Origin of the sequence: Beijerinckia mobilis, from assembly GCF_000745425.1 — a bacterium.
Lineage (GTDB): Bacteria > Pseudomonadota > Alphaproteobacteria > Rhizobiales > Beijerinckiaceae > Beijerinckia > Beijerinckia mobilis.
Genome location: NZ_JQJH01000010.1, coordinates 111,282 through 135,498, shown reverse-complemented (window position 1 = coordinate 135,498; position 24,217 = coordinate 111,282). Strand labels below are relative to the sequence as shown.

The following is a 24,217-nucleotide window of genomic DNA, read 5'->3' as shown; positions in this document are numbered from 1 at the left end:
GGATCAGCCTGCCAGAAAATCCTCGCGATTGAGACGCCGCAGCGACGCCGCCGTGCGCTCATCCTCCTCGGCGAGTGACGCCGTGACCTGCCCCGTATAATCGATATGGGCATGAGCAGCATCCCGCGCCTCCTGCGGTTGCCCCTCAAGAACGGCTTTGGCGAGACGGACATGCTGATCCAGCAGGTTTTTGCGCACGTCAGGCCGCTCGTAAAGCCTGATCCTGCTGTAGAAAATGCCTTTCATCAGCATATTGGCGAGCATGCGCATCGTATGCTGCAGAACGACATTATGTGTCGCCTCGTAAATCAGCACATGCAGATCGACATCCTGCCGAGCCTCATTGCGCGGATCGTCTTCATTATGAGAGGCCTGCATCTGTTCGAGACAAGCGGCGATCTTCTCGCGATCGATCAATGTGGCGCGCTCGGCGGAAAGCGCCGCCGCCTGTCCTTCAAGCAGACGCCGAAACTCGAAATAATCCTTCAAGGCACTGGGTTCGCTGCTGAACAAAGCCGCAAGCGGTTCGGAAATCGGCGCCATGAAATTGGTGACGAAAGTCCCGTGTTTGGTGGTAACCAGCAAACCTTTTTGCTCGAGGCGGGCAAGTCCGTCCCGCAGAGAAGGGCGGGAGACGCCAAGCTTCTCGGCAAGGTCGCGCTCGGGGCCAAGCCGCTCCCCTTCTCTCAGAACGCCTTCGAGAATCAGGCGTTCGAGATATTGTGCGACCTTGTCGGCAAGTTTGAGCGGCTGAATAAGCCCCGTCATCGACTTTAAATCCTTCCAAAATGCATCAATTCAAAATGCGGCCGTCCCCTTTCGGGAAATCTGGTGGCTATCGACACCGGCGCAATGGGCAAAATGAGAGAGCACGGCCTCCTACTGACTTCATTGCAACAGCATTCCGATCCAGCTTTGCCGCACTTGAAACGTACTGAAAGATGATCCCAATATCTGCCGGAAGTATCCACCAACTTCGCCGGCTTGAAAATTTTTCGATAATTCCGGAAATTATTTCTGATAATGCCGTTTTTCTTCGGTCCGATCTTTGGTTACTTTTCATATTTTCCTATCGAACCGCTACAAGCAATCGGACTTCCTGCCAGGGTTTAGCTGGAGCCCAACCATGCTCAACCTTTGCTTCCCATAGGAATCTCGACATTCCCAATGGGTTACGCCCGGTCGGCAACCATGAAGTGCGACGGAACGCCGCACTAGGGAGTCGCGGGACCCATCGAGGGCGAGCCGCGTTCATCCTGCGTTCGCAGGCAGAGCACGTCTCAGCCTGGAACCTACGACATATCGATCAAAGCCTGCGCGGTTCGCTCATCCGTGATCACGCCATTGATCAATCCGCCAGTCAAAGCCCCTAGCAGTGGCGCCACCTTTTGCGCGCCTCCCACAGCAGCGATAATCGTCCGATGTTCCGGAATGGGAGAAGCGAGACCGACCGAAATCAGCCGATCATGGATCGATGTTTTCACCTTTTGCCCGGCGGCATCGAAGGTCCAGCCGAGAATTTCCCCGATCGCACCTTTTTCGCGCATTTCCGCCAGTTCCTCATCGGTGACGAAGCCATCGACATGGAGGGAAGCCTGCGGTCCAAGATCACCAATGCCGACGATCCAGGTACGCGCCTCCTCGGCCAGCGCAAGGAGCGCACGCATGCCTTTCTGCGCCTGCAGAACGCGCTGTTCCTCCGGACCATCCGCCAGAACCGGCATCGGCATGGGGTAACATTGGGCCCCGACGCGATCGGCAAGACGCATGACGACATCATAGGGGCTCGCGCGTCCATCCGGCCCGACCGTGCCGATCAGCGACACGATCCTGTGTTTCGGCTTTTCCAACAATGGGATCTGATGCGCCGCCTCACGCAATGTCCGGCCGGTGCCGAGGCAGAGTATTTGCGGCTCTGTTCGCGATAGCAGCGTCTCAATATAGGAAGCGACCGCCACACCGATGGAGAGCCGGTTATCCGCCTCATCCTGCGTCGCCGGCACCACCTCGGCGTGTCTCAGTCCGAATTTATCCTGTAATTTCTGGGCTTTGACAATACAATCGGCGAGCGGGTGATCGAGCCGGAACTTGACGAGACCGAGCGCGCTGGCAAGCGCGATCAGGCGTTGCGCATTCTGGCGCGACAGATTGAGTTCAGCCGCGATTTCATCCTGCGTGCGGCCAAGTGCATAGGCGAGCCAGGCAGCCCGTGCGGCGAGATCGAGCCGCCGCTGATCCTGCTGCTTTTGTTCCAGCGCATGGGAGCGCTCGCCCGTCCGTTTTTGCATGGTCCCGCATGCCTTGTTGCACTGCGCCTGTTCCGAAGCCTTCGAACGCGCGAAAGCCGCGCGATGCTATACATGCAGGCGGCAAGATAGTCGACGTCATATAGTTGGGGGTGCAGAAAAGGATTTCGGCAATTTGCGCGCCGCCCGGAAAGGGACGCTTTCACGGTTTCCACCATTTTGCAAGAATGACAGAAAAGATCAGGCGTCACCGGTCCCGCCGAGCATCGCGCATGTATTCCAGGTTCACCCGGCGGTTTGGCTCGCAGCGCCTGCAGGCCGTTCAATCAGTCTCGTCAGACATTCAACTTCGCTTCTCGACGGCGTGCTGCGAACAATACCGCAACAAGGAAAAAGCAACTCTGCGCTCCGGAATATCGGCGGACCGGTGTAAACTCTCCGCGCCGAACAATGGAAAGCAAGCGACGAAAACGTCATCCGGGAGCGGATCCAGCGTTGGCGGCAGGGAGACAAACGATGCACGGAAGCAAATCGATAAGGTGGGGCGACATCGCCAGAGAACGGACGATTTATCGCAAGCGGCCTCACCAAACGCGGGTCCGGAGGTTACACAGACATGGTGCGTGGCTCGTTGCCGTCATCGGGCTCTTCGCTTGGTTCGACGGCTTCCACGGCGCCACGCGTGCAGACAATGGGCAAAGCAACCCAAATGCACCAACCATAGCAAAACCTTCGCTCATGATCCTGCCATTCGACGTAGTCAACTATTCTCTGGACAATCGGCCGGATGGGCTTCAGGCGCTGCGCAAATGGGTGGCTGCATTACCCGGCGAAATTCGCGAGAGCTTGAACGATAAATCCAAATTTGCCATTTTCGAGCCCCTCGGACTGTCAGCATCATTCAACTCACAGACAGCCCGTTATCAATATCCGACTCAATGTCGTTCATGTATGCTGGACATCGGCAAGGATGCCCATGCACACTATATTCTGGTTGGCCAGGTTACAAAACTAAGTAACCTGCTCACGTTCTTCGATATGCAGATCATCGATATCAGAAATGATGAAACCGTTACGACTTTCAACTTGAGAAGTGACGGTGCGAATGATGAGAGCCTGTGGCCTCACATCGCCCAAAGTATCGCCTCCCGGATCAAGGAAACGCACCTTTAACATTGATGCGCCGTAGAGCATTTCCAACATCGTTGAAAATGCTCTAAACTTCGCGTGGAAGCCCCGCATCCTCGCGGACGCGTTCCAGGATCGCCGCAAAGTCGAGATCCTTGTCCAAAACGGCGAGCGCTGACAGGAAACGATCCCGCACCACCGAGGCATAGGGGAGCGGGACATTGAGATCATGCCCGGCCTGCAGAAACAATTCGGTATCCTTGAGGCCGATGGCCATCGGCGCCCCGGTCGGCTTGTAGTTTTTCTCCACCATGATCTTGCCGTAATTCTTGTGAACCGGCGCCGTGTAGAAACTATTGATCATGATTTCGAAAATCGTTTCTGGCGCTACTCCCGCCTTTTCATTGATGGCGAAAACCTCCGACATCTGTTCGATCGTCGACATGATCATGAAATTCAGGGACAGCTTGACCAGATTGGCGTGAACCGGATCCTCGCCGACGACGAAAATACGCTGGCCGAATGTTTGAAGCAGCGGTGTCACCGTTTTACGAAGAGATTCCGCGCCGCCGAGCAAAACGTAAAGATCACCTGCGATCGCCGCCGGCGGACGCCCCAGAACCGTCGCCGTCACAAAATTCTGACGGCGTTCGGCATGCTCATTCTTGAGCCGCTCCGCCTGTTTGAGCGAGATCGTGCTTGAACAAACATGGATGGTATCCCCGTCTAATCCGGCAGCAATGCCTCCTTCTCCAAAGGTCATCTCCTCGACTGTATGATCATCAAGCAGCATACTAAACACGACATCCGCGCCCCGCGCCGCATCGGCCGGTGTAGGCGCGAGATGCGCCCCACCGCTTATGAGATCAGCCACCTTGGACGTGGTGCGGTTGTAAACGGTGAGGGTGTGTTTTGCATCGAGAAGGCGCTGCGCCATAGCATGGCCCATCGCACCAAGACCAACAAATCCAACATTCATCGCGTCTTCCTCCATGGTTCGACGATCGTAAATTGCAACGCGAAGAGAGAAATTTCGACGATAAATCGTCCCGCAGGCAAAAATATTCCCCTTTGCAAACAGCCTATTGGGAAGTCGCTTTAAATGGCTTGGACGAAAAAATGCGTTTCACCCGTTGTGGAATCGAAAATTGCGCCTATATCAGTAATTATCGAACATTGCCTGTGACATCGGTCCAGAGCGTCTCGCTCCCGTCAGATTTCCTCTCAAATAATCGATCTAATCCCGCAAGGTATCGTGGGAACCACAACGATTGCTTGGAAAGGAAATCGTTATGAACACTGGTATTGTAAAATGGTTCAACGCTACAAAGGGCTTCGGCTTCATTCAGCCTGACAACGGCGGCACCGACGTCTTCGTCCATATCTCCGCTGTCGAACGCGCTGGCCTCCGGTCTCTCTCGGATGGACAGAAAATCCGCTACGACATCGTTCAGGATCGCAAGTCGGGCAAGAGCTCCGCAGACAACCTTCAGGCAGCCTGAAGCGGCTTGAATTCGTCATTCGCTCCCGCTGACCACGGATGGACTGGCAGCAGAAGAGTCAGGTGATTGTGAGAGGTCGGGTTAACACCCGGCCTTTTGTTTTATGGCCATGGGAGCTCCTCATGCCCAAATTCTGGTATCACCCGGCGACGCTATCGTCCTGAAACCCCGCGTTTCAGTTCTGCCCGAATGGAAGATGGCCATAATCTGATCCGCGCTCTCGGCACGATGTTTTGAGCGACGGCGAATGCAATGCCATGCATTCGCCGTCGCTGCCAAATCATCCGAAGCGTCGAAGTGCCGCTTCGAGCTTTTCCTTTTTGGCGAGCATTTCCTCGCGGCGCTCACGATTCTCCTCGACCACCTCTTCCGGGGCGCGGGCCAGGAAATCGGCATTGTCGAGTTTCGCCGCGATCTTTTGCGCCTCGCTTTCGAGCTTGCTGATCTCCTTGGCGAGACGGCGCTTTTCGACATCGAAATCAATGACGCCGGCAAGTGGCAGAGCGAATGTCGTCTGCTGCACGATGATCTGCACCGATTGCGGCGGCGCTTCCGTGGTGAAAGCGAGTTCGCTCACCCGCGCGAGCCGTTTCAGCGTTTCTTCCGAATGCAGAATCTGCGCGATGTGTTCCTGCGAGGCGCCGACCACGACGAGCGGAATTTGCGCGCTCGCCGGCACGTTCATCTCCGAGCGCACGGAACGCAGTTCCGAGACCAATGCCACGAGAAAGCCGATTTCCGCCTGCGCCTGCGGATTGGCACAGCCGAGAAGGCGCGGCCAGTCCGCAGCCGCCAGAAGCTCTCCGGGATGCGATTGCGCGAAGAGTTCCTCGGTGACGAAAGGCATGAAGGGATGCAGAAGCCGCACGATGACATCGAGGACATAGGCGACAGTTGCCCGTGTCTCCTCGCTGGCCGCTGCGTCCGGAACGAAATTCTCCGCGCTTTCCCCGGCCTCCCGCGTTTGCAGAAGAGGCTTGGCCAGTTCGAGATACCAGTCGCAGAACACGTTCCAGACGAAACGATAGGCCGCATTCGCCGCATCGTCGAACCGGTAGATTTCAATCGCCGTCCCGATCGCCTCGATCGCCTGGGCGGTCTCGGCAACGATCCATTGATTAAGCGTGACCACCACTTTATGCGGATCGAAATCCGGTTTCAGGCCGCAACGATTGACCTCGGCGAAACGCGCTGCGTTCCACAGCTTGGTCATGAAATTGCGGTAACCCTCGACGCGTTGCGTCGACAGCTTGATATCGCGCCCGGGCGCGGCCATCGAGGCAAGTGTAAAGCGCAGAGCGTCGGCGCCATATTGCTCAACGAGATTCAAGGGATCGATCACATTGCCCTTGGTCTTCGACATTTTCGCGCCTTTTTCGTCGCGAACCAGGGCATGGATATAGACGTCGCGGAACGGCACTTCGCCAAGGAAATGCAGGCCCATCATCATCATTCGGGCAACCCAGAAGAAGATGATGTCGAATCCCGTCACGAGCACATTGGTCGGATAATAGCGCTTGAGTTCTGGCGTTTCCTCCGGCCAGCCTAGCGTCGAAAACGGCCACAGAGCCGAGGAAAACCAAGTATCGAGCACATCCTCGTCGCGGATCAAGCTCGTCGGCGCGCCATAATGCGCGAGCGCGGCGATTTCCGCGTCGGTTTCCGAGGCTTCGACGAAAACATGGCCGTCCGGCCCATACCAGGCCGGAATCTGGTGTCCCCACCAGAGCTGGCGGGAAATGCACCAGGGCTGGATGTTTTCGAGCCAATCGAAATAGGTCTTTTCCCAATTCTTGGGAACGAAACGCGTCCGGCCATCGCGCACGGCGGCAAGCGCCGGACGCGCCAGGGTCTTGGCGTCGACATACCATTGATCAGTCAGAAACGGCTCGATGATGACGCTTTTGCTCTTCTCATCGTGCGGGACCATATGCACATGCGGTTCGATCTTCTCAACGAGACCGCGTTCCTCCATCATGGCGACGATGCGGGTCCTCGCCTCCTCCCGGCTTAATCCCTCGAAATCATCGAGCACAATGCCCGCTTCGATGGAATCATCGAGGCCAAGAAGGAAATCCTCATTCTCCTGCAAGGATAATTTGGCTTCGGCGTCGAAAATATTGATCTGCGGCAGATTATGCCGCCGCCCAACCTCGAAATCGTTGAAATCATGCGCCGGTGTGATCTTGACGGCACCAGTTCCTTTTTCCGGATCGGAATAGGCGTCGGCGATGATCGGAATGATGCGCCCGACGAGCGGCAGGCGGACATTGCATCCCTGCAAGTCTTTGTAGCGTTCATCGTCCGGATGCACGGCCACGGCGGCGTCGCCCAGCATGGTTTCCGGCCGGGTGGTCGCCACAATAATGAAAGTGCCCGTATCGGCACCCATTTCATCGACCACCGGATATTTGAAATACCAAAGGAAGCTTTTCGTCTCGACCTGTGCGACTTCGAGATCGGAAATCGCCGTCTGCAGGCCTGGATGCCAATTGACGAGGCGCTTGTCCTTGTAGATGAGCCCTTCCTTATAGAGCTGGACGAAAACCTTGACGACCGCCCGCGACAGCCCTTCATCCATGGTGAAGCGCTCGCGCGACCAGTCGCAGGAGGCGCCCAGCCGTTTCAGCTGCGCGAGAATGGCGCCGCCTGATTCCTCTTTCCAGGCCCAGACCTTTTCGAGAAATTTCTCGCGGCCGAGCGTGCGGCGGTCCGGCTCCTTATGCTCGGCGAGACGGCGTTCGACGACCATTTGTGTCGCGATACCGGCATGGTCCATGCCCGGCTGCCAAAGCACGTCCCTGCCGCGCAGGCGCTCGTAACGGCAGAGAATATCCTGCAATGTATTGTTGAGCGCATGGCCCATATGCAGCGTGCCAGTGACATTCGGCGGCGGAATCACGATACAGAAAGCTGGAGCATTCGCCCTGTCCGTCCGGCCCGCGCGAAACACGCCCGCCTCTTCCCAACGTGCCGCGATCTTGCCTTCGACCGATTGTGGATCGAAAGTCTTTTCCATTTTGTCACCACCCGCCCGTCGATCCCGCGCCCGATCAGCCATCAAGCCTGATGCAGGCCCTGCGACGGCACTTCGGGATTCGACTCAAATTTCGCATTCTTCATAGCCATCGGCCATATGTGTGGGATCACGTTCACGGCCGGCTTGTCAACAGGTCTGGAGCGTCAGCGGACCCACGAAGCCCCCGCGTTCCCGAGCATTCCATTTCCAAGCATCAAACATAAAGCGGCATTATGGAAGCGACATCACTGGATCGCCTCCTTTTAACCACGGCTGCGGCATAAGCGGTAGCAAATGCAATAGGCGCCACTATGCAAAAAGGGAGCTTTCACTCGGAAAGCTCCCTTTTTGCATTCCTCTTCGGCATGTCCGGGTCGGTCCACCCGATGATCGCGCCCTCTGGCATTGTCTCTTTCAATCCAATGGCTTTGCATGCAAGCCTGATTGAAAGGCACCAGTATTATTTCCTTATCGCACTGCGTCCCTTCGGGAACACCAGGAACCAACCGGTCGCATGCGACACCTGCTTCCGATTCTTTATCAGGAGAGGTCCGGTCTCGTCCGAACATCCCACCTTATTGTCATGATCGCAGCATTCAGAGGCGACGCAGGCAAAATGCAGATCTCTTGAGCTGTATCAACGATCCTGATTCTCCATCACCAAAGCTGCGAGAGAAGAACCCAAGATTATTCGCCGCGTGCGACGCGTTCGATCTCGGCCTGGACGAGGCGCTCGACGAGAGCCGGCAGATTTTCATCGAGCCAAGCTTTCAGCATCGGTTTGAGCATATCCTGCGTCATGGCGATAATCACATCCGATTGCTGAACAAAGCGGCTACCGAACAAGGCGTTGAAAGAAGCCGTCAGCGACGCCGCGGTTTCAGCAGAAATCAATGATCCCTCGCGAAGTCCCTCATGCGGAACGAGCTCTCCGGCTGCGGCCGACTGAGTCTCTGCCTCTGCATGCAAATAAGCCGGCCCACGGACAGCCTGTCCCGATGTGCCTTGATCATCGGCGATAATCCTGCGGATTGAAGCCAAAATGTCCTCCATCGAAGGTTCATTCGCCTTGGATTCAGCCTCGTGGCTGTCTTTTGCAACAGGGTTGACTGCGCTCATGGCCTCTTACGCTTTCCAACAGGGTTACGCTTCAATTAGGACAGGCACGAGGTCGATTGCTTACGCATCCCTGCTGCCTGTGCCAGCATTTACTTTTTGTAAAGTAAACTCGGCTGAACCATCAAGGCAAGCGTTGGAAACGAAAGTGGGAAGCATTTTTACTTAAGGTTAACGCTTGCCCTTGGTGAATTCTGGCGCGAAGCACCGATAAACTGAGTATGGCAATACGATAAATATGCCAAAACGCTTGGTGTAATTACCATTGCGTGGACATGTGGATTTTGAGCATTTCCTCCTGTCACGAAAACCGAGGCATCATCACCAGAGCCTCGGACAATTCCTTCGAATTCTGCCCGATACTCATTCTTCGGAAATGCATTTGCCTGATTCCGAAAGTGGAATCTTTTCGGTCCTGATGCCTCAGCGCAGTGGGCGGCCGAAGACTTCGCCCCGCGTTTGAAGAGAATCGCTCGATCGATCGGACATGTGAGCGATACTCCAACTTTTCGTAAACGCTTCGCCTTCGAGTAGAAAAAGACGTCCACTTTCAGGTTCAATGCTCGGGAGCATTGTCCGATGAAGCTGAATCGCTTCGCGATTCCGTAGCTTTGAAAACGCTCTGGTTCCTTCTAGCCGAGCGTTTCCGAAAATATCCGGAACGCTCTAGCAAATTTTAGATTGGCCTGCTCCGTAGGCAGGACCGGAATCATTCGGCTACAGGCCCTGCCCCTCCCATTGAGGAGGCGAGGCAAAGGAATCAGCGCCCGTCAGGGGTACGAATACCAATCCACTTATCCTTGACCTGCTCGAAATGAACGGTCGGATCGTATTGGACCACGGAAAGATGAAGGTTCGACGCTGTGAGCTTGCCGATCGATGCCATGACGACATAGGACGCAACGACCCGATCTCTCTGCGCCGTGACGAGGCTGACGCGGGTATTCAAGAGATATTGCTGGGCATTGAGCACGTCGAGTGTCGTGCGTTGGCCGACGCGGGCTTCTTCACGGACGCCATTGAGGGCAATCTCGGCGGCTTTCACCGCTGCGAGAGAGGATTGAATAACCGCCCGCGCGGTTTCGAGCTGACTCCAGCTGGAAACCACGGAAGCACGCACGGCAGTGCGCTGCAGATCGGCTTGCAATTCCGCCTGACCGAGCTTTTCCTTCGCCTGACGAATCTGCGAATAGCTAGCACCGCCGTTCTCATAGAGCGGAACGGAAACCTGTCCAACGAGCGAGACGTTGAAGGTCGGATAACCGGGAATACCATTCGCGTTGAACTGGCGCTGGACCTGGCCGACGACATCCACCTTCGGATAAAGCGCACTTTCGGCGATTTTGACCTGCGATTGCGCTGCATCAACGGAATGGAGCGCGGCCTGAATGGCCGGATGCTCGAGCATCGCAATATCCACAGCCCGATCGAGATTGCCAGGCAGCAATTTCTCGATGGTCGCAGCAGGTTCCAGCCGTTTCGGTTCAACGCCGATGATCTGGCGATAATTGGCAATGTTGGTCTGCAGATTCGCCTGGGCGGCGAAATAATCCGAACGCGCGGAAGCGAGGCTCGATTCCGACTGCGCGACGTCGGTTTTAGTGACTTCACCGACATTGAAGCGATCGCGGGTCTGCCGCAATTGTTCTTCAAGAACGATGATGTTGTTCCGGCGCAGATTGAGAATAGCGGTATCGCGCAGAACATTCATATAGGCTGTCGCGCCATATTGCAGAATATTCTGCTCGGTATTGCGCATGCCCTCGCGCGCGCCGAGAATGTTTGATTCGGACTGGCGAACGGTGTTGAGCGTTCGATTACCGTTGAAAACATTCTGGGAGAAATTCAAACCCACCGAACCGATATCGTTGTTATAGGTACCGGAGAAGACCGTGCCTTGCGTCGGCAGATTGGTATAAAGGTGGCTGTAACCATAGCTGCCGACAGCCGACACATTGGGCCGCCAGCCGGAAGTCGCCTGCGGCAAGGATTCGTCTGTAGCGCGAACGGAGGCACGTTCCTGATTGAGATCAGGGTTAGTCATATAGGCACGCGCCAACGCACTGGACATGCTTTCCGCCCTGGCATCGGGCGCAAAAGCGGCGAAAAACGGCAGCAGGGCCATGCACAGGCCGGCCGCATGGCGCGATCGGGCGAAGGATTCCTTCCTCAAGAAGCCCTTCCTTATGAGCTGGTGAATGGAGCTCGCATCGACATGATCGACATCGACACAATCGGCGTTGGCACGCGTGCAGGAACCCTGATCATTCAGGCCTCGACCATCCAGGGTGGATGATTTTCGCCGACGTTCAATGTGAGGCATCACGCAAGCCCGATCCCATTCCTCTGCACCCCGTACTCCTCGGACGCAGAACGCCGTTCCGGCTTTCCGCTTACCATAGGCGCCGTGGAACGAACCCATTAAATCAGTGTAAAAACGACTTAACCTAAAGCGTTAGTTTTTACCAGACATCTCATACCGCATCCCCGGTCTGGGCTCGTCCCGACTGTCGAGGACAAAAGGGATTAACCAACGCAACGCACAAGACTTTTTGAATGCAATTCGAAAAATCCAGGCATTGCCATGAGGCTGCAGCTTTCCTCCATCGCAAGGCCACCCCGAATATTTCAGCAGCGGCTCCGAAATGATTCCAGTCTCTTTCAACGAAAACCAAGAATCGGTCGAAGTGTTTGCTCTTTGGTTAAAGCTTCGGGAAGACTATTGGTGACCCTACGTTAGGCTGAAGCTTATGAAAATCGGAATTATCTGTCGTGGCCATATTGTCGGCGGTGGCTGAAGTTTTGAGTTGTGTGCTATTTTTTCAACAGACAGCAGCGGCACCGGCCACGAGAGAATCATGCGCAGAATCAAGCCGACAGAATCCGCACGACATTCTTGATCCCGGTTTCACAACCAGGATCAACCGCCGCATTCTGAACCGTTCCGCACCACAAGACTGCTCAGAAGGTGAAGCGTTCCGGCTCAGCGAAAGCATCGAGGACCGGCAGCGACGCATCGAACAGGACCCGCCGGCTGATATCCCCGCCGATTTTTTCGAAACGGACAGCCTTGCCAGCCCGCCGCGTTGGATCATTCTGTTCATAATGGAAAGCGACGAGCCGACCGCCCTCAACCAATTGATCCAGCGCCGTTTCAAGATGCGCCATGACGGCACCGTTGATCACGATGAGATCGAAAGGTGCTTTCGACGGAACGCCTCCGGCCAGCGGCCCCTGGAAAACAGAAACATTCTTCAGGCCATGAGTCGCGAAAGCGCCGCCCATTGCCGCCACCCATTCCGCCTCGCATTCGAGCGCCGATACATCCTTCGCCAAGCCTGCGAGCAATGCCGTCGAATAGCCAAGCGCCGGCGCGACATCGAGGACGCGATCAGTGGGGCGCACCCCGGCACCCTGAAGGAGCCGCGCCAGAATCAACGGCGGCAGCAGGCTCCGAGGGGCGGTGCCGGGAGTCGTCGGAACCAGAGTCAGCACCTTGTCGGAATAAGCGAGAGGTGCGAGTGAGGCGGGCAGAAAATCCTCGCGCGGCACGTCAAGCATCTGCTGCAGCAGGCGCTGATCGATGACGTCGAAGGTACGCACCTGGCAATCAACCATGGTCTGGCGCAACAGAAAGGATTGGTCCCCAAGAGCCGGATTGGAGGACGGTGCGGATTCACCGAGCGACGTTGCAGTCATGGAAAACTCCTGAAAGGAAGGCTCCGGCATCAAACCGAAAAGGACGCCCTTTTGGAAAGGCTTGACGCATTCATCAAAAACCGGGGGCATCACTCGTGAATCTGGTTCCTGAGCGATACTCCTGAACTCTTCAAGACAAAGGACGGCATGGAGGCGCATCGATTGCCGAAGCACCGATCGGAAACCATCTCCGGCGTCGGCGCTGAAACCGGACCCGAATCCGTCTGGCATGGCACAGGCTGCGATTGATTTTGCATTTTTGAAGCAGAATCGCCACTGCCTAAAATGTATCTCCCGCACAGGCAAATGCCGACACGCCGGTTGCAAGCAAAAAGGCGTGATCTTTCTGCCCCGCCTCGGCCACGCTCAGCTTTTCATCATTGTGATCGGGCTTGTGGCAGAACCGGCCCAGATAGAAGATCGTCGATAAAAACCCGATCCCGCTCTTGCCATCTTCTTTCTTGAATTGCCCGAATTTCGTTGGTCCCTTGGGCTGATCATCGGTCCGCGCCCCCAAGGATTCGCGAAAATACGCCAGCGGTTTTGTTGACGGAAGCGTCTCGCAAAGTTCCTTGCACCCGGCAAGAGTAAGTTCTTGCGATCAAAATAGCTTCAATTCGTGCAAGACACGAAGGGATGATCGACGGCGCTTATAGGTCGCCGGCTGGTCCCTGTCCATTGCGAGCTGGACATCCTTTGGGCGCGCATCCCCTTGGTAAAATTGGTCACACCGCACCCGAAGGGCGAAACGCGGTGGACAAGTGCCGACATACCTCACTCAAAAATCAGAGTCTCTTCGAAGCGATGCAATAGCATTGAAATTTGCTTTAAAGGCGCCTGCCCCCTAAACGGGTTGGAAAGCGCCCGATTTTTGCGAATCCTTTACGGTGCAGACCGTATATTGCAGCGGCGGCCCGCAAAACCATTGGATCGATAAAGGTCTGTTCTCGATCCGTCATAGCGAAGTCAAGCAGGTCCGATACTGATGATGTCTCGGCTCTGTCAAAGATCCCGCCTCTGTCTTTTCGGAGATCCTCATGTCCGAACCGAAATCCATCGATGACAAGCTGGACGAATTGCTGGCGGCCATCGCCGCCCTTACGGCTTTCGTCAGTGAAATTCCCGACGCGAAACATGTCGAAATGCCCAAGATCAAGGCGGCTCTGCAAGCGAACAAAGCGCTGACAGACACGCAGATCAAACTCGCCATTGATGCCGCGCGGGAGATCAAACACGCGGTTCAGGCAAAGCATGGCGACGATCATTGATTTCATAGCGCGAACGCAACCATCGAGGTTGCGCATTCGCCGCGCCGTGGCCGAAGACATAGACGCGATTTACGCCCTCGTGCAGGAACTCGCAGCCTATGAAAAGCTGAGCAGCGACGTGGAAGCCGATATTGCGAGCTTGCGCGTCGCGTTGTTTGGCCCGGCACCCCGCGTATTTTGCGAACTCATCGATTTCAAAGGCCAGCTCGCTGGCTTCGCCGTGTGGTTCTATTCCTTTTCAACCTTTAAGGGCCTTCATGGCATATGGTTGGAGGATCTTTATATTCGCCCTCCCTTCCGCGGCAATGGCTGCGGCAAGGCGCTTCTCGTCAATCTCGCGCGCCGCTGTGCGCGCGAGAATCTCGGCCGTCTCGAATGGTCGGTTCTCGACTGGAATGAACCGGCGATCGGCTTTTACCGCCATATGGGTGCGACACTCCTGGATCAATGGACCAGTTGCCGTATCGACGGAGGCGGTCTCCTGAACCTTGCGCAATCCGGCGTGCCGGAACAGAATTGAAATCGATCATTCTTTTCCGCAAATCAGCGATGGCATTGGGGCGCTGTGAGAGCGATGTTCCAGCGATTCAGGAACGCATCCGCACAATCAGACATTCCATTCTGGTCGCCCGGCAGACGGCGTGATCCATAATTTCGAGTTCTTGTCGTTGTCCACGCATACAATTGGCCTGAGCATCATCGCCGCCATCGCCAGCAATGGGGTCATTGGCCAAGCCGGTCATCTGCCCTGGGATCTCCCTGGAGATCGACGCCATTTTCGGGAAAGGACCTGGGGCAAGCCCATGCTCATGGGCCGCAAGACGTTCGAATCCATCGGTCACGCCTTGCCCGGACGCGAGACCATCGTACTGACGACGCGCCGATCCTTTGCCGCCAGTGGCGTGCTCGTTGCGCATGACCCTGAAGCGGCTCTCGCTTTGGCAATCGAGCGGGCGCAGGCCCTTGACGCCGACCGGGTGGCGCTGATTGGCGGCAGCGTCCTTTTTGAAGCCTTTCTGCCACGCACGACATGGCTCGAATTGACGCTCGTCGATGCGGCGCCGTCAGGCGACACTTTTTTCCCGCCCGTCGATTGGGCACAATGGCGGGAGGAACAAAGATCCCCTCCACAGCAAGGTCCAGGCGACGAAACTTCCTATGTGTTCGTCGATTATCATCGTATCTCGGGAACAGAGCCAAATCCTGCCGCAGAATCGAATCGCAGGCTTGCTACCGGCGCATGATCTCTCATTTTCACCCGATCCTTGAAGGCAATCCGACGAAAAGGGTGCATTGGCACCATACCAGCGGTACAGGACAGGCAGTTTTCAACTGCCCTTCCCATTCTAGGCAGCTTGAGATTGGCACGGTTCAATATAATCTCTAGAGCGTTTCGGATATATCCAGAAACGCTCCACTCAGAGAATTTAGAGCATTTTCAGGTAAATGGAATCGCGGAGCGATCCAATATAAAGACAAAATGCTCTAGGCGGTCTTGCTTGCCCAAAACCCGGGTGATTTTGCTTTTTCAACCCGAAATCACTGCTACCCGAAATTCCAGAGTTCAAGAAAACTCGGGAAAATTTGTTGAGAGCATCACAGGCGCGAACCATGCTCTCCCAACCCGGATGGAATGATGCCCTGGATCAATAATGGAAACGGATCCTCACAGGACGATGGCCGCGATCCCTGGAAACCTGGCAAGGCCGGCCCTTGGGGTCAGCGCCCGGAGCCTGTTCCCTTCGATTTCAGAACAATGATGCGGCAAGGCAAAGGCTCTCTCTGGAGCCGCCTCCACGATCATCTTCCGGATGGATGGAACCTGTGGGTCGTAGCCGCCACCGTTTTGGGAGCGATCCTGCTTTGGCTCGCTTCCGGATTTTACACGGTCCGCCCCAACGAAATCGGTCTCAACAAGGTTTTTGGCCGGTATACAGGCAAAGCTGGTCCCGGTCTCAATTACAATCTGCCGTTTCCGGTCGGCAGCGTGCAATTATTGCAGGTCACCGATCGCAATACGATCAACATCGGCTTCACCGTGCGTGTAGACCCGCGCCATCCCAACGTGCCGATCCATTATGAATTGCCGGAAGAGAGCTTGATGCTGACGGGTGATGAAAATATCGCCGATGTCAAATTCGTCGTCGTCTGGCAGATCGATCCGCTGCACCCGGAAGATTTCGCTTTCAATGTCGCCAACCAGCGGGAGACGGTAAAGGCTGTCGCCGAAAGCGCGATGCGGGAAGTAATCGGCCGCAGCCAGATCCAGAGAATCCTGACCGCCGAGCGCAAGGTGATCGAACCTGCGGTTCAGGCTCTCATCCAGAAAATTCTCAACGATTACCAAGCCGGTGTTCTCATTCTGCAGGTCCAGCTTCAATCTGTCGATCCGCCTGAACAGGTGGTTGCGGCTTTCCGCGACGTCACCGCGGCACAGCAGGATCTCGATCGCATGCGGAACGAGGCCGAAGCCTATGCCAATCGGATCGTGCCGGAAGCGCGGGGTGCCGCGGCCGCCATTCTCGCGGAGGCCGAGGGCTATAAGGTGAGCGCCATTGCCGAGGCCAATGGCCAGGCTGGTCGTTTCAACCTCATCTATGATGAATATGCCAAGGCACCCGTCGTCACGCGTCAGCGCCTTTATTTAGAGACACTCGAACGCGTGCTTGGTGGTCTCGACAAAGTATTCATCGACACGAAAACCGGCCAGGGCACGGCGAGCGGGCTGCAAGGGGTCCTGCCCTATCTGCCGCTCGATCGCATCCTGCCCCGAGATGAAGGTGAGGGAAGCGAGGCGTTCGGGAAGGAGACACGAGGGATGGAGACAAGGGGGAGCGAGGCTGCAAAGGCGGGAGACACCAAATGAAAACGCAAACGGGCCTTGTGGTTCTTCTGGTTCTCGCCGTTGCCGTTCTGGCTTTTGCGGGCGGTGCCCTGTTTACCGTCCAGCAGACGCAGCAAGCGCTCGTGCTTCGTTTCGGTGAACCCGTTCCCGGCCGGGCGGTTGTAACGACGCCTGGGCTCCATTTCAAATGGCCGCTGATCGAGAGTGTCGTGCTGTTCGACAATCGCATTCTCGACGCCGAGACAGCGAAGCAGGAAGTCTTGGCGTCGGACAATACGCGCATCGAGGTCGATGCCTTCCTTCGCTACAAGATCATCGACCCGCTGCGGTTTTACCAAAGCGTCGGCTCGGTGGAACGTGCCGATAATCAGCTCGTCTATATTCTGAATTCAGCCGTCCGGAGGGTGCTCGGCGATGCCAATCTCGCGCAGATCGTGCGTGATGAACGCGAACGCTTGATGCTGACGATTCGCGATCAGGTCAATGAACAGGCGGCCAATCTCGGTGTCAAAGTCATCGATGCACGGATCCGCAGAGCAGATTTGCCACGCCAGATTTCGGAGAAAGTGTTCAGCCGCATGCAGACGGAACGCGCGCGCGAGGCGGCTGAATATCGCGCGCAAGGATCGGAACAGGCTCAGAAGATCAAGGCGAAGGCCAATCGCGACGTCACCGTCATCCGTGCCGAAGCCCAAAGCGAAGCGGAACGGATTCGCGGCCAGGGTGATGCGGAACGCAACCGGATTTTTGCCGCAGCCTTTGGCCGTGATGTCGATTTCTTCACCTTCTATCGCTCGATGCAGGCTTATGAAACGAGCCTGAAACCGGCGACGACGAAGCTTCTGATCGACCCCAATTCCGACTTCTTCCGCTATTTCGGGACAGCATCCGGCCGCCCGGTCACAAATGATGCGAAACTTCCCGCTGCCGCATCGGCACGATAAAGAAAACCATCAAAATAAAAGAGCCACCCGAAAACAAACGGGTGGCTCTTATTTGCACATAGTCCAAAGCGTTTCGGAACCATCCGCAAGCGCTTGAGAGCAACAAATGTCTTCCGGAAAGTCATATTCACTTTCCGGTTTAATGCCGTTGAACGAATTATTTTTCTGCGGGCTTGGCGGCGCCAGAGGTCTTTTTGGCGGGTTCACCAGCCTCCTTCGGCTTGGCGATCAGATCCTTAGCAACGTAGCGAAGCCCTTCCTGAGCCTCCTTGAGCGCGAGACCGGCGTTATAATAATCCTTCGCATCGAGCAGGCTTGCGGCATGCGCAACGGCATCTGTCGTGGCCTGAAGCGGCGCTACGACAAGGATGAAATCGGCCTCCGCGCCGGTGACCTTGAGCACTTCATGCGCTTTGCCGGGATGGCCCTGACGCAAATGCCGGTTCGCAGTAGCGACGGCGGCATTCTTGATGCGGCTCGCGGTCAAGCTCTCGTTCAGGACAAATTCGCCATCGACGGGGATCCAGGCAACCGCTGGCTTTTCCGCATCATTCGGCTTCTCGGCCGCCTTTGAGGCCTCGGCGGGAGCCGCGGCGCCTTTACCGGCATCCTTCAGGAAAATGGCGTCATCATTCTTGGCGCGCCCCAGGGCCTGCTGCGCCTCGGTAACGAGCTTCACCGCGGATTGCGGATCGCCATCGAACAGCGCCTGGCGGGCGAGATCGATGTCCTCAAAAGCGAGATGGCCGTCTGCGGAGAGATTGGCAAAATCCTTCGCGACCGTCTTTTCCTGCACGGCTCCCTTCGCCTTTTCCGGCGCCGTCTCGGCAAGCAAGCCTTGCACTCCAAGCCCCGTGGCCAGAATGGCTGCGATGACAAACCTGATTCGCTGCATGATGGTCTCCAGACATCGTGTTCAGGAGCTTCAGGGATGCCTTGGAGGTCGCCCCTATGTCAATGCGCTGCTCGACGGAAAAGACCCGGAATCTTCCGACGCATAGTTAAAGAAAAAATTGTTCCTTAGCGCCGGCGCTCTCCCCTCACATTTTCGTCAATTGGGCTGATTTCTCTATGTGGTTTCTCCTTGCAGTTTACGAAGGCGCCATGAGACAAAGCGCTTTCGCCAGCGGCTCACACGCGCAAATGGCATCTTTGGCACGAAAAAACCGCGCTTTCGTTTCATGACGGCACCATTCATTGTTTCTTCGGATAGCCCATTCTTCTGAAAACGAAACGCGACAGGCATTACGCCATAATTGGAGAATGTTTCATGGGTTCGGTTGGTAGATCCCGTCCTGTTTACCCTGCCACGGCAGCGCGGGCGGCAAGGTTGCGCCTCGCTCTCGGCCTCATGCTGACGGCGGCGGCCCTGCCTGCTTTCGCGGAAGAGCCGGTGAAACCAAGCGCGCCTACCGCCTCCCACATGCCGGAATCGCTTGCCGATCTGGCGGAGGCCGTCAGCGATGCCGTCGTCAATATTTCTGCAAGCCAGACCGTCGAAGACAAACGCGGCGGCGGCAATGGCGCGCCGCAATTCGAGCCAGGCACGCCTTTCGACGATCTGTTCGAAGAGTTTTTCCGTCGCCGGCAGCAGCGCGGCGGCGGCGGCGAGCGTGGCGCCAAGCCCCGCGAGCGGCGCTCGAATTCACTCGGCTCGGGCTTTGTGATCGATCCCGCAGGCATCATCATCACCAATAATCATGTCATCGCCGATGCCAACGAAGTGACTGTCATTTTCACGGATGGCCAAAAACTCAAGGCGCAGGTCATCGGCAAGGATACGAAAGTCGACGTTGCCGTACTCAAGGTCAAACCAGAAAAACCATTGAAAGCCGTCAAATTCGGCAATAGCGACAAGATGCGCGTGGGCGATCCGGTTCTGGCCGTCGGCAATCCTTTCGGTCTCGGTGGCACGGTGACGGCCGGTATCATCTCGGCCCGTAACCGCAACATCGATTCCGGTCCCTACGACAATTACATTCAGACAGATGCCGCCATCAATCGCGGCAATTCCGGTGGACCTTTGTTCAACATGGCCGGTGAAGTCATCGGCATCAACACGGCTATTCTGTCGCCTTCCGGCGGCTCGATCGGTATCGGCTTCGCGACGCCGAGCGCCACTGTGATGCCGGTTGTAGAACAGCTGGAGAAATTCGGTGAGACCCGGCGCGGCTGGCTCGGCGTCCATATTCAGAATGTCGACGAAACGATCGCCGAGAGCCTCAACCTTGGCAATGCGCGCGGTGCGCTGATCGCCGGTGTCGACTCCAAGGGACCTGCCAAAGTGGCCGGGCTGCAGACAGGGGACGTCATCGTCAAATTCGACAATACCCCGATCAAGGAATCGCGCGATCTGCCGAAACTCGTCGCCATGGCACCCGTCGGCAAGGATGTCCCGATCGTTCTATTTCGCCAGGGCAAGGAAATCACGAAAACCGTCAAGCTCGGCCGTCTCGAGGAAAACGAGAAACAGGCCGCGCTCGAATCCAGCCACAACGAGAGCACGCAGGACACACTCAATCAACGCGTCCTTGGAATGAGCCTTTCAAACCTCAACGACGACACACGGCAGAAATTCTCGATCCGGGATACAGTCGGCTCGGGTGTCGTCATTACCGATATCGATCCGGAATCGGCAGCGGCTGAAAAACATGTGCAGGCCGGTGACGTGATTGTGGAGATCAACCAGGATCAGATGAAGTCCCCGACCGACGTTTCCAAGAAGCTAAAAAGCCTCAAGGAACAAGGCAAGAAAACCGCGCTCCTGCTTATCGCCAATAATCAGGGCGAAGTCCGTTTCATCGCCGTCGGCATGCAATGAAATGAAGAGATGTAAAGACTGCTGCGCGGGACAAGCCCCGCACAGCAGCCGCCCTGATCATCCAGAAAATCGCCAAGAATTTTTTGGATGATCCGGTGCTGTCAAGAGCTGTTCGGCAATACATGAATGGCTCGTCGGCAAGACAATATTATTTTCAAAGTTTTGAATAATTCCGCCATTGCCCCCAATCCGGTCGATCCGGAAGTCTTCATTCACCGTGCCGCGGCTCCGGTCACGCGCATTGCAGCATGGACATGCTGCCAATTGCTTATGCAGGTGCGCTCAATCTCGATACGATGAAAGCGCAAATCGTTTCTCCGCGGCCTCTCATCGCTCTCGCGTTCAGGCGGAAAAAACTTCTCTGACACCATGGATCTGCGACGCTTCCGCTCCATATATGAAGCGGAAATAGGCTCGCTTCTGCTTCGCTTCCCTCTCCGTGAAGCCGCGGGCGTTTTCATCTGAACGATTCCCACAGCATCTCCTGCCGGGCGTGTCTGATTAAAATTTCATCATTTCCCAACCAATCTGATGAATTGCTTGACAGCAATCACCAATCTGCCTAATTAAACGCAGTCTTTAGCACTCATCGGACTGGAGTGCTAACAAAAGACAGCTTCAGTCGGCCAGGCTTCGCTGCTGCGCCTCTATGGGTCGGCGCGTGGCGAACATTTAAGGAAGCATCACACAATGACTTTTCGTCCTTTGCACGATCGTGTCGTGGTCAAGCGCCTCGAGAGCGAGGAGAAGACCAAGGGTGGTATCATCATCCCCGACAGCGCCAAGGAGAAGCCGCAGGAAGGTGAAATCATCGCCGTCGGGCCGGGCGGCCGTGACGAGACCGGCAAACTGATCCCCCTCGATGTCAAGGCGGGCGACAAGGTGCTGTTCGGCAAATGGTCGGGCACTGAAGTGAAGATCGATGGCCAGGATCTCCTCATCATGAAGGAGAGCGACATTCTCGGTGTCGTCGGCTGATCCACGTTCGGCCAGGCATTTTGCGCCGATCATCGAGAGACGGTCATCAAGGGCCGATCATCTCGGGGCTGATCGTCGCCTGAGCTTCACCTTTTCCAAAATTTACGCGAAAGCGATTCAGGAGTTCCATAATGGCAGCCAAAGACGTACGTTTTTCGTCTGATGCGCGCGACCGTATGCTGCGTGGCGTCGAGATCCTTGCCAATGCGGTCAAGGTCACCCTCGGTCCCAAGGGCCGTAACGTCGTTATCGAGAAAAGCTTCGGCGCACCGCGCATCACCAAGGACGGTGTGAGCGTCGCCAAGGAGATCGAACTCGCCGACAAGTTCGAGAACCTCGGCGCCCAGCTCGTCCGCGAAGTCGCTTCCAAGCAGAACGACGCGGCCGGCGACGGCACCACCACCGCGACCATTCTCGCGGCTTCCATCGTCAAGGAAGGCACCAAGGCGGTTGCCGCCGGCCTGAACCCGATGGATCTCAAGCGCGGCATCGACCATGCGGTCGAAGCGATCGTCGCCGACCTCAAGGCCAATTCCAAGAAGGTCACCTCGAACGACGAAATCGCCCAGGTCGGCACGATCTCTGCCAATGGTGACAAGTCCGTCGGTGACATGATCTCGACCGCCATGCAGAAGGTCGGCAACGAGGGCGTCATCACCGTCGAGGAAGCCAAGAGCCTCGAGACCGAACTCGACGTCGTCGAAGGCATGCAGTTCGACCGCGGTTATCTCTCGCCCTATTTCATCACCAATGCCGAGAAGATGGTTGCCGAGCTCGAGGATCCCTACATCCTCGTCCACGAGAAGAAGCTTTCCTCCCTGCAGGCCATGCTTCCGGTTCTCGAAGCTGTCGTCCAGACCGGCAAGCCGCTCGTCATCATCGCTGAGGACGTCGAAGGCGAGGCACTCGCCACTCTCGTCGTCAACAAGCTGCGTGGCGGCCTCAAGGTCGCGGCCGTCAAGGCTCCGGGCTTCGGTGATCGCCGCAAGGCCATGCTTGAGGATATCGCCATCCTCACCGGCGGCACGCTGATCTCCGAAGAACTCGGCATCAAGCTCGAGAACGTCACCCTCGCCATGCTCGGCCGCGCCAAGCGGATCCGCATCGACAAGGAAACCACGACGATCATCGACGGCGCCGGCGTCAAGGACGACATCGAGGCCCGCATCGCCCAGATCAAGGCCCAGATCGCCGAAACCACTTCCGACTACGATCGTGAAAAGATGCAGGAGCGTCTTGCCAAGCTCGCCGGCGGTGTCGCCGTTCTGCGCGTCGGCGGTTCGACCGAAGTCGAAGTGAAGGAAAAGAAGGACCGCGTCGACGATGCCCTGAACGCGACCCGCGCTGCGGTCGAGGAAGGCGTGTCCCCCGGTGGTGGCGTTGCCCTGCTCCGCGCCATCAAGGTTCTCGAAACCCTCTCGCCCGCCAATTCGGATCAGAAGGCAGGTATCGAAATCGTCCGCAAGGCGATCCAGACCCCGGCCAAGCAGATCGTCGACAATTCCGGCGGTGACGGCGCGGTGGTCGTCGGCAAGCTGCTCGAATCGAACGACTATGCCTATGGCTACAATGCCCAGACCGGCGAATATGGCGATATGGTCAAGCTCGGTATCATCGACCCCACCAAGGTCGTCCGTACCGCGCTGCAGGATGCTGCCTCTGTCGCCGGCCTGTTGATCACCACCGAGGCCACCATCACCGAGCAGCCCAAGAAGGAAGCTCCGATGCCCCCGATGGGCGGTGGCGGCATGGGCGGCATGGGCGGTATGGATTTCTAATCCATCACGCGAATCCAGCCCAGAGAGCCTTATGCTTTCATACGGAACCCCGGCTTCAGCCGGGGTTTTCGCGTTTTGCTGGTTGCCGATAGCGAAAAAAATGTCCCCGAGGCCATTCAGACAGGCAGGATGTTACCCAACCCGGCCAAAGCGAAACGGTAAATCGTTTCCTCGAGCGTTTCACTGCCCTCGCCCCCCTCTATTCCCTGTCTCCCTTCAGCCTCGCCGCCATCCTCATTTCCAGCCTTGCGCACCGGCTTTTCCACCACCCCCGGAAAGACCTCCACCAGCGTCTCCCGATCCATCAGCAGGAGCATGAGACAAGGAGAAACGACACAGAGCAATCCCCGGTTGACGGCGGGATCGTGGACCGGCCTTTGCAGAATTTCGGCAATGATCTGCCGTAAATGGTCTGATTTCGGCAGAATTTGCTCCTGGCGTAATTGCCGGAACGCCGGGCTCGGCGAAAGAAACTCGCGTCCGAGCAGGCGGAATGGCCATGTGGCGGCGGCGCTGCCCGTCGCGTTACGGAGAAACAGAGCGATGACCTTGCGCAAACGTTCGCTGGCCGGCTCCGGGTCCTTCGCTACCGCGCTGAGATGATCACCATTCATCAATCGGCTATGGGCCTCAGCAAGCGTGGCGCAATAAAGCTCCTGGAAACTGCCGAAATAATAGTTCACGGCTGCATTATTGGTTTTGGCTAGCCGGCAGATTTCGGCACTGGTGGTCCGCTCGAAACCATTTGCGGCGAACAATTTGCCCGCGGCCTCGAGCAGACGCGCCGCCGTCTCGCTCCTTCTTTCCCGGATGGCTGCAACAGCTGAAACAGAGATTAGCTTTATGGACATGTGCCGAGAGTGAATCGGATCC

21 protein-coding genes are annotated in these 24,217 nt (G+C 56.6%); 10 read left to right on the top strand and 11 right to left on the bottom strand.

Features of this window, described 5'->3' with window-relative positions; genetic code table 11:
- Nucleotides 1-3 precede the first annotated feature (3 nt).
- On the bottom strand, nucleotides 4-768 hold the full coding sequence (locus tag DL88_RS09945; protein ID WP_051955814.1) for a FadR/GntR family transcriptional regulator: 765 nt from the start codon (nucleotides 766-768) through the stop codon (nucleotides 4-6).
- A 524-nt stretch (nucleotides 769-1,292) separates the two neighbouring features.
- On the bottom strand, nucleotides 1,293-2,288 hold the full coding sequence (locus DL88_RS09940) for a sugar-binding transcriptional regulator (RefSeq protein ID WP_051955812.1): 996 nt from the start codon (nucleotides 2,286-2,288) through the stop codon (nucleotides 1,293-1,295).
- Nucleotides 2,289-2,762: 474 nt separating this feature from the next.
- Here DL88_RS09940 and DL88_RS19880 point away from each other — a divergent pair, with 474 nt between their 5' ends.
- Nucleotides 2,763-3,419 carry a DUF2380 domain-containing protein gene (locus tag DL88_RS19880; protein ID WP_169741557.1) on the top strand — a complete coding sequence of 219 codons (657 nt, stop codon included), beginning with the start codon at nucleotides 2,763-2,765 and terminating at the stop codon, nucleotides 3,417-3,419.
- Between the two features lie 43 nt (nucleotides 3,420-3,462).
- Here DL88_RS19880 and DL88_RS09925 read toward each other — a convergent pair whose 3' ends face one another.
- A complete protein-coding gene (locus DL88_RS09925) occupies nucleotides 3,463-4,353 on the bottom strand; it encodes an NAD(P)-dependent oxidoreductase (RefSeq protein ID WP_034995342.1) in 891 nt (296 codons plus the stop codon).
- Between the two features lie 313 nt (nucleotides 4,354-4,666).
- On the opposite strand from DL88_RS09925, the gene DL88_RS09920 reads away from it, so the two are divergent.
- Entirely contained in the window at nucleotides 4,667-4,876 is a 210-nt protein-coding gene (locus DL88_RS09920; RefSeq protein ID WP_034995340.1) for a cold-shock protein, read from the top strand.
- Between the two features lie 280 nt (nucleotides 4,877-5,156).
- Here the strand turns inward: DL88_RS09920 and DL88_RS09915 are convergent, their stop codons facing one another.
- The 5 genes from DL88_RS09915 to DL88_RS09895 form a co-directional block, all read right to left on the bottom strand.
- Nucleotides 5,157-7,895, bottom strand: a complete 2,739-nt coding sequence (locus DL88_RS09915; RefSeq protein ID WP_034995337.1) for a valine--tRNA ligase — start codon at nucleotides 7,893-7,895, stop codon at nucleotides 5,157-5,159.
- Between the two features lie 687 nt (nucleotides 7,896-8,582).
- Nucleotides 8,583-8,948, bottom strand: coding sequence for a PopZ family protein (locus DL88_RS19350; RefSeq protein ID WP_156971038.1), 366 nt, complete (start codon nucleotides 8,946-8,948; stop codon nucleotides 8,583-8,585).
- An 823-nt stretch (nucleotides 8,949-9,771) separates the two neighbouring features.
- On the bottom strand, nucleotides 9,772-11,136 hold the full coding sequence (locus DL88_RS09905) for a TolC family outer membrane protein (RefSeq protein ID WP_084705107.1): 1,365 nt from the start codon (nucleotides 11,134-11,136) through the stop codon (nucleotides 9,772-9,774).
- A gap of 836 nt (nucleotides 11,137-11,972) precedes the next feature.
- Nucleotides 11,973-12,710, bottom strand: a complete 738-nt coding sequence (locus DL88_RS09900) for a protein-L-isoaspartate O-methyltransferase family protein (RefSeq protein ID WP_051955840.1) — start codon at nucleotides 12,708-12,710, stop codon at nucleotides 11,973-11,975.
- A gap of 280 nt (nucleotides 12,711-12,990) precedes the next feature.
- Nucleotides 12,991-13,227 carry a hypothetical protein gene (locus DL88_RS09895; protein WP_034995333.1) on the bottom strand — a complete coding sequence of 79 codons (237 nt, stop codon included), beginning with the start codon at nucleotides 13,225-13,227 and terminating at the stop codon, nucleotides 12,991-12,993.
- Nucleotides 13,228-13,747: 520 nt separating this feature from the next.
- Between DL88_RS09895 and DL88_RS09890 the strand changes: the two genes are divergently transcribed.
- The 5 genes from DL88_RS09890 to hflC all read left to right on the top strand — a co-directional run bounded on the left by DL88_RS09890 (nucleotide 13,748) and on the right by hflC (nucleotide 17,767).
- Nucleotides 13,748-13,978 (top strand): hypothetical protein, encoded by a 231-nt coding sequence (locus DL88_RS09890; protein WP_034995332.1) that lies wholly within the window; start codon nucleotides 13,748-13,750, stop codon nucleotides 13,976-13,978.
- Complete coding sequence (locus DL88_RS09885) at nucleotides 13,962-14,498, top strand: GNAT family N-acetyltransferase (protein WP_051955809.1); 537 nt, start codon at nucleotides 13,962-13,964, stop codon at nucleotides 14,496-14,498. Before DL88_RS09890 ends, DL88_RS09885 begins: the two co-directional genes overlap by 17 nt.
- Nucleotides 14,499-14,646: 148 nt before the next feature.
- Nucleotides 14,647-15,222: a dihydrofolate reductase gene (locus tag DL88_RS09880; protein WP_245270748.1), complete on the top strand. Its 576-nt coding sequence runs from the start codon at nucleotides 14,647-14,649 to the stop codon at nucleotides 15,220-15,222.
- Between the two features lie 392 nt (nucleotides 15,223-15,614).
- On the top strand, nucleotides 15,615-16,844 hold the full coding sequence (gene hflK / locus DL88_RS09875; RefSeq protein WP_084705105.1) for an FtsH protease activity modulator HflK: 1,230 nt from the start codon (nucleotides 15,615-15,617) through the stop codon (nucleotides 16,842-16,844).
- A complete protein-coding gene (gene hflC, locus DL88_RS09870; protein ID WP_034995330.1) occupies nucleotides 16,841-17,767 on the top strand; it encodes a protease modulator HflC in 927 nt (308 codons plus the stop codon). Before hflK ends, hflC begins: the two co-directional genes overlap by 4 nt.
- Nucleotides 17,768-17,924: 157 nt before the next feature.
- On the opposite strand, the gene DL88_RS09865 is transcribed toward hflC, so the two are convergent.
- A complete protein-coding gene (locus DL88_RS09865) occupies nucleotides 17,925-18,662 on the bottom strand; it encodes a YfdX family protein (protein WP_034995328.1) in 738 nt (245 codons plus the stop codon).
- A 375-nt stretch (nucleotides 18,663-19,037) separates the two neighbouring features.
- Between DL88_RS09865 and DL88_RS09860 the strand changes: the two genes are divergently transcribed.
- Complete coding sequence (locus DL88_RS09860; protein ID WP_034995326.1) at nucleotides 19,038-20,588, top strand: Do family serine endopeptidase; 1,551 nt, start codon at nucleotides 19,038-19,040, stop codon at nucleotides 20,586-20,588.
- 57 nt (nucleotides 20,589-20,645) lie between these two features.
- Here DL88_RS09860 and DL88_RS20300 read toward each other — a convergent pair whose 3' ends face one another.
- The gene (locus DL88_RS20300; protein ID WP_156971034.1) at nucleotides 20,646-20,804 is read right to left on the bottom strand and encodes a hypothetical protein; all 159 of its coding nucleotides are present in this window, start codon (nucleotides 20,802-20,804) and stop codon (nucleotides 20,646-20,648) included.
- A 474-nt stretch (nucleotides 20,805-21,278) separates the two neighbouring features.
- On the opposite strand from DL88_RS20300, the gene groES reads away from it, so the two are divergent.
- Both groES and groL read left to right on the top strand, forming a co-directional pair.
- Complete coding sequence (groES, locus tag DL88_RS09855; RefSeq protein WP_034995324.1) at nucleotides 21,279-21,566, top strand: co-chaperone GroES; 288 nt, start codon at nucleotides 21,279-21,281, stop codon at nucleotides 21,564-21,566.
- A gap of 131 nt (nucleotides 21,567-21,697) precedes the next feature.
- Nucleotides 21,698-23,344 carry a chaperonin GroEL gene (gene groL, locus DL88_RS09850; RefSeq protein ID WP_034995321.1) on the top strand — a complete coding sequence of 549 codons (1,647 nt, stop codon included), beginning with the start codon at nucleotides 21,698-21,700 and terminating at the stop codon, nucleotides 23,342-23,344.
- 116 nt (nucleotides 23,345-23,460) lie between these two features.
- Here the strand turns inward: groL and DL88_RS09845 are convergent, their stop codons facing one another.
- Nucleotides 23,461-24,195 carry a TetR/AcrR family transcriptional regulator gene (locus DL88_RS09845; protein WP_051955808.1) on the bottom strand — a complete coding sequence of 245 codons (735 nt, stop codon included), beginning with the start codon at nucleotides 24,193-24,195 and terminating at the stop codon, nucleotides 23,461-23,463.
- Nucleotides 24,196-24,217: the final 22 nt, after the last annotated feature.

What these genes read in the sequence shown, in the direction of transcription:
- DL88_RS09945 (WP_051955814.1), bottom strand. Translation starts at nt 768, where the DNA reads ATGACGGGGCTTATTCAGCCGCTCAAACTTGCCGACAAGGTCGCACAA.
- DL88_RS09940 (WP_051955812.1), bottom strand. Translation starts at nt 2,288, where the DNA reads ATGCAAAAACGGACGGGCGAGCGCTCCCATGCGCTGGAACAAAAGCAG.
- DL88_RS19880 (WP_169741557.1), top strand. Translation starts at nt 2,763, where the DNA reads ATGCACGGAAGCAAATCGATAAGGTGGGGCGACATCGCCAGAGAACGG.
- DL88_RS09925 (WP_034995342.1), bottom strand. Translation starts at nt 4,353, where the DNA reads ATGAATGTTGGATTTGTTGGTCTTGGTGCGATGGGCCATGCTATGGCG.
- DL88_RS09920 (WP_034995340.1), top strand. Translation starts at nt 4,667, where the DNA reads ATGAACACTGGTATTGTAAAATGGTTCAACGCTACAAAGGGCTTCGGC.
- DL88_RS09915 (WP_034995337.1), bottom strand. Translation starts at nt 7,895, where the DNA reads ATGGAAAAGACTTTCGATCCACAATCGGTCGAAGGCAAGATCGCGGCA.
- DL88_RS19350 (WP_156971038.1), bottom strand. Translation starts at nt 8,948, where the DNA reads ATGGAGGACATTTTGGCTTCAATCCGCAGGATTATCGCCGATGATCAA.
- DL88_RS09905 (WP_084705107.1), bottom strand. Translation starts at nt 11,136, where the DNA reads ATGGCCCTGCTGCCGTTTTTCGCCGCTTTTGCGCCCGATGCCAGGGCG.
- DL88_RS09900 (WP_051955840.1), bottom strand. Translation starts at nt 12,710, where the DNA reads ATGACTGCAACGTCGCTCGGTGAATCCGCACCGTCCTCCAATCCGGCT.
- DL88_RS09890 (WP_034995332.1), top strand. Translation starts at nt 13,748, where the DNA reads ATGTCCGAACCGAAATCCATCGATGACAAGCTGGACGAATTGCTGGCG.
- DL88_RS09885 (WP_051955809.1), top strand. Translation starts at nt 13,962, where the DNA reads ATGGCGACGATCATTGATTTCATAGCGCGAACGCAACCATCGAGGTTG.
- hflK (WP_084705105.1), top strand. Translation starts at nt 15,615, where the DNA reads ATGCCCTGGATCAATAATGGAAACGGATCCTCACAGGACGATGGCCGC.
- hflC (WP_034995330.1), top strand. Translation starts at nt 16,841, where the DNA reads ATGAAAACGCAAACGGGCCTTGTGGTTCTTCTGGTTCTCGCCGTTGCC.
- DL88_RS09865 (WP_034995328.1), bottom strand. Translation starts at nt 18,662, where the DNA reads ATGCAGCGAATCAGGTTTGTCATCGCAGCCATTCTGGCCACGGGGCTT.
- DL88_RS09860 (WP_034995326.1), top strand. Translation starts at nt 19,038, where the DNA reads ATGGGTTCGGTTGGTAGATCCCGTCCTGTTTACCCTGCCACGGCAGCG.
- groES (WP_034995324.1), top strand. Translation starts at nt 21,279, where the DNA reads ATGACTTTTCGTCCTTTGCACGATCGTGTCGTGGTCAAGCGCCTCGAG.
- groL (WP_034995321.1), top strand. Translation starts at nt 21,698, where the DNA reads ATGGCAGCCAAAGACGTACGTTTTTCGTCTGATGCGCGCGACCGTATG.
- DL88_RS09845 (WP_051955808.1), bottom strand. Translation starts at nt 24,195, where the DNA reads ATGTCCATAAAGCTAATCTCTGTTTCAGCTGTTGCAGCCATCCGGGAA.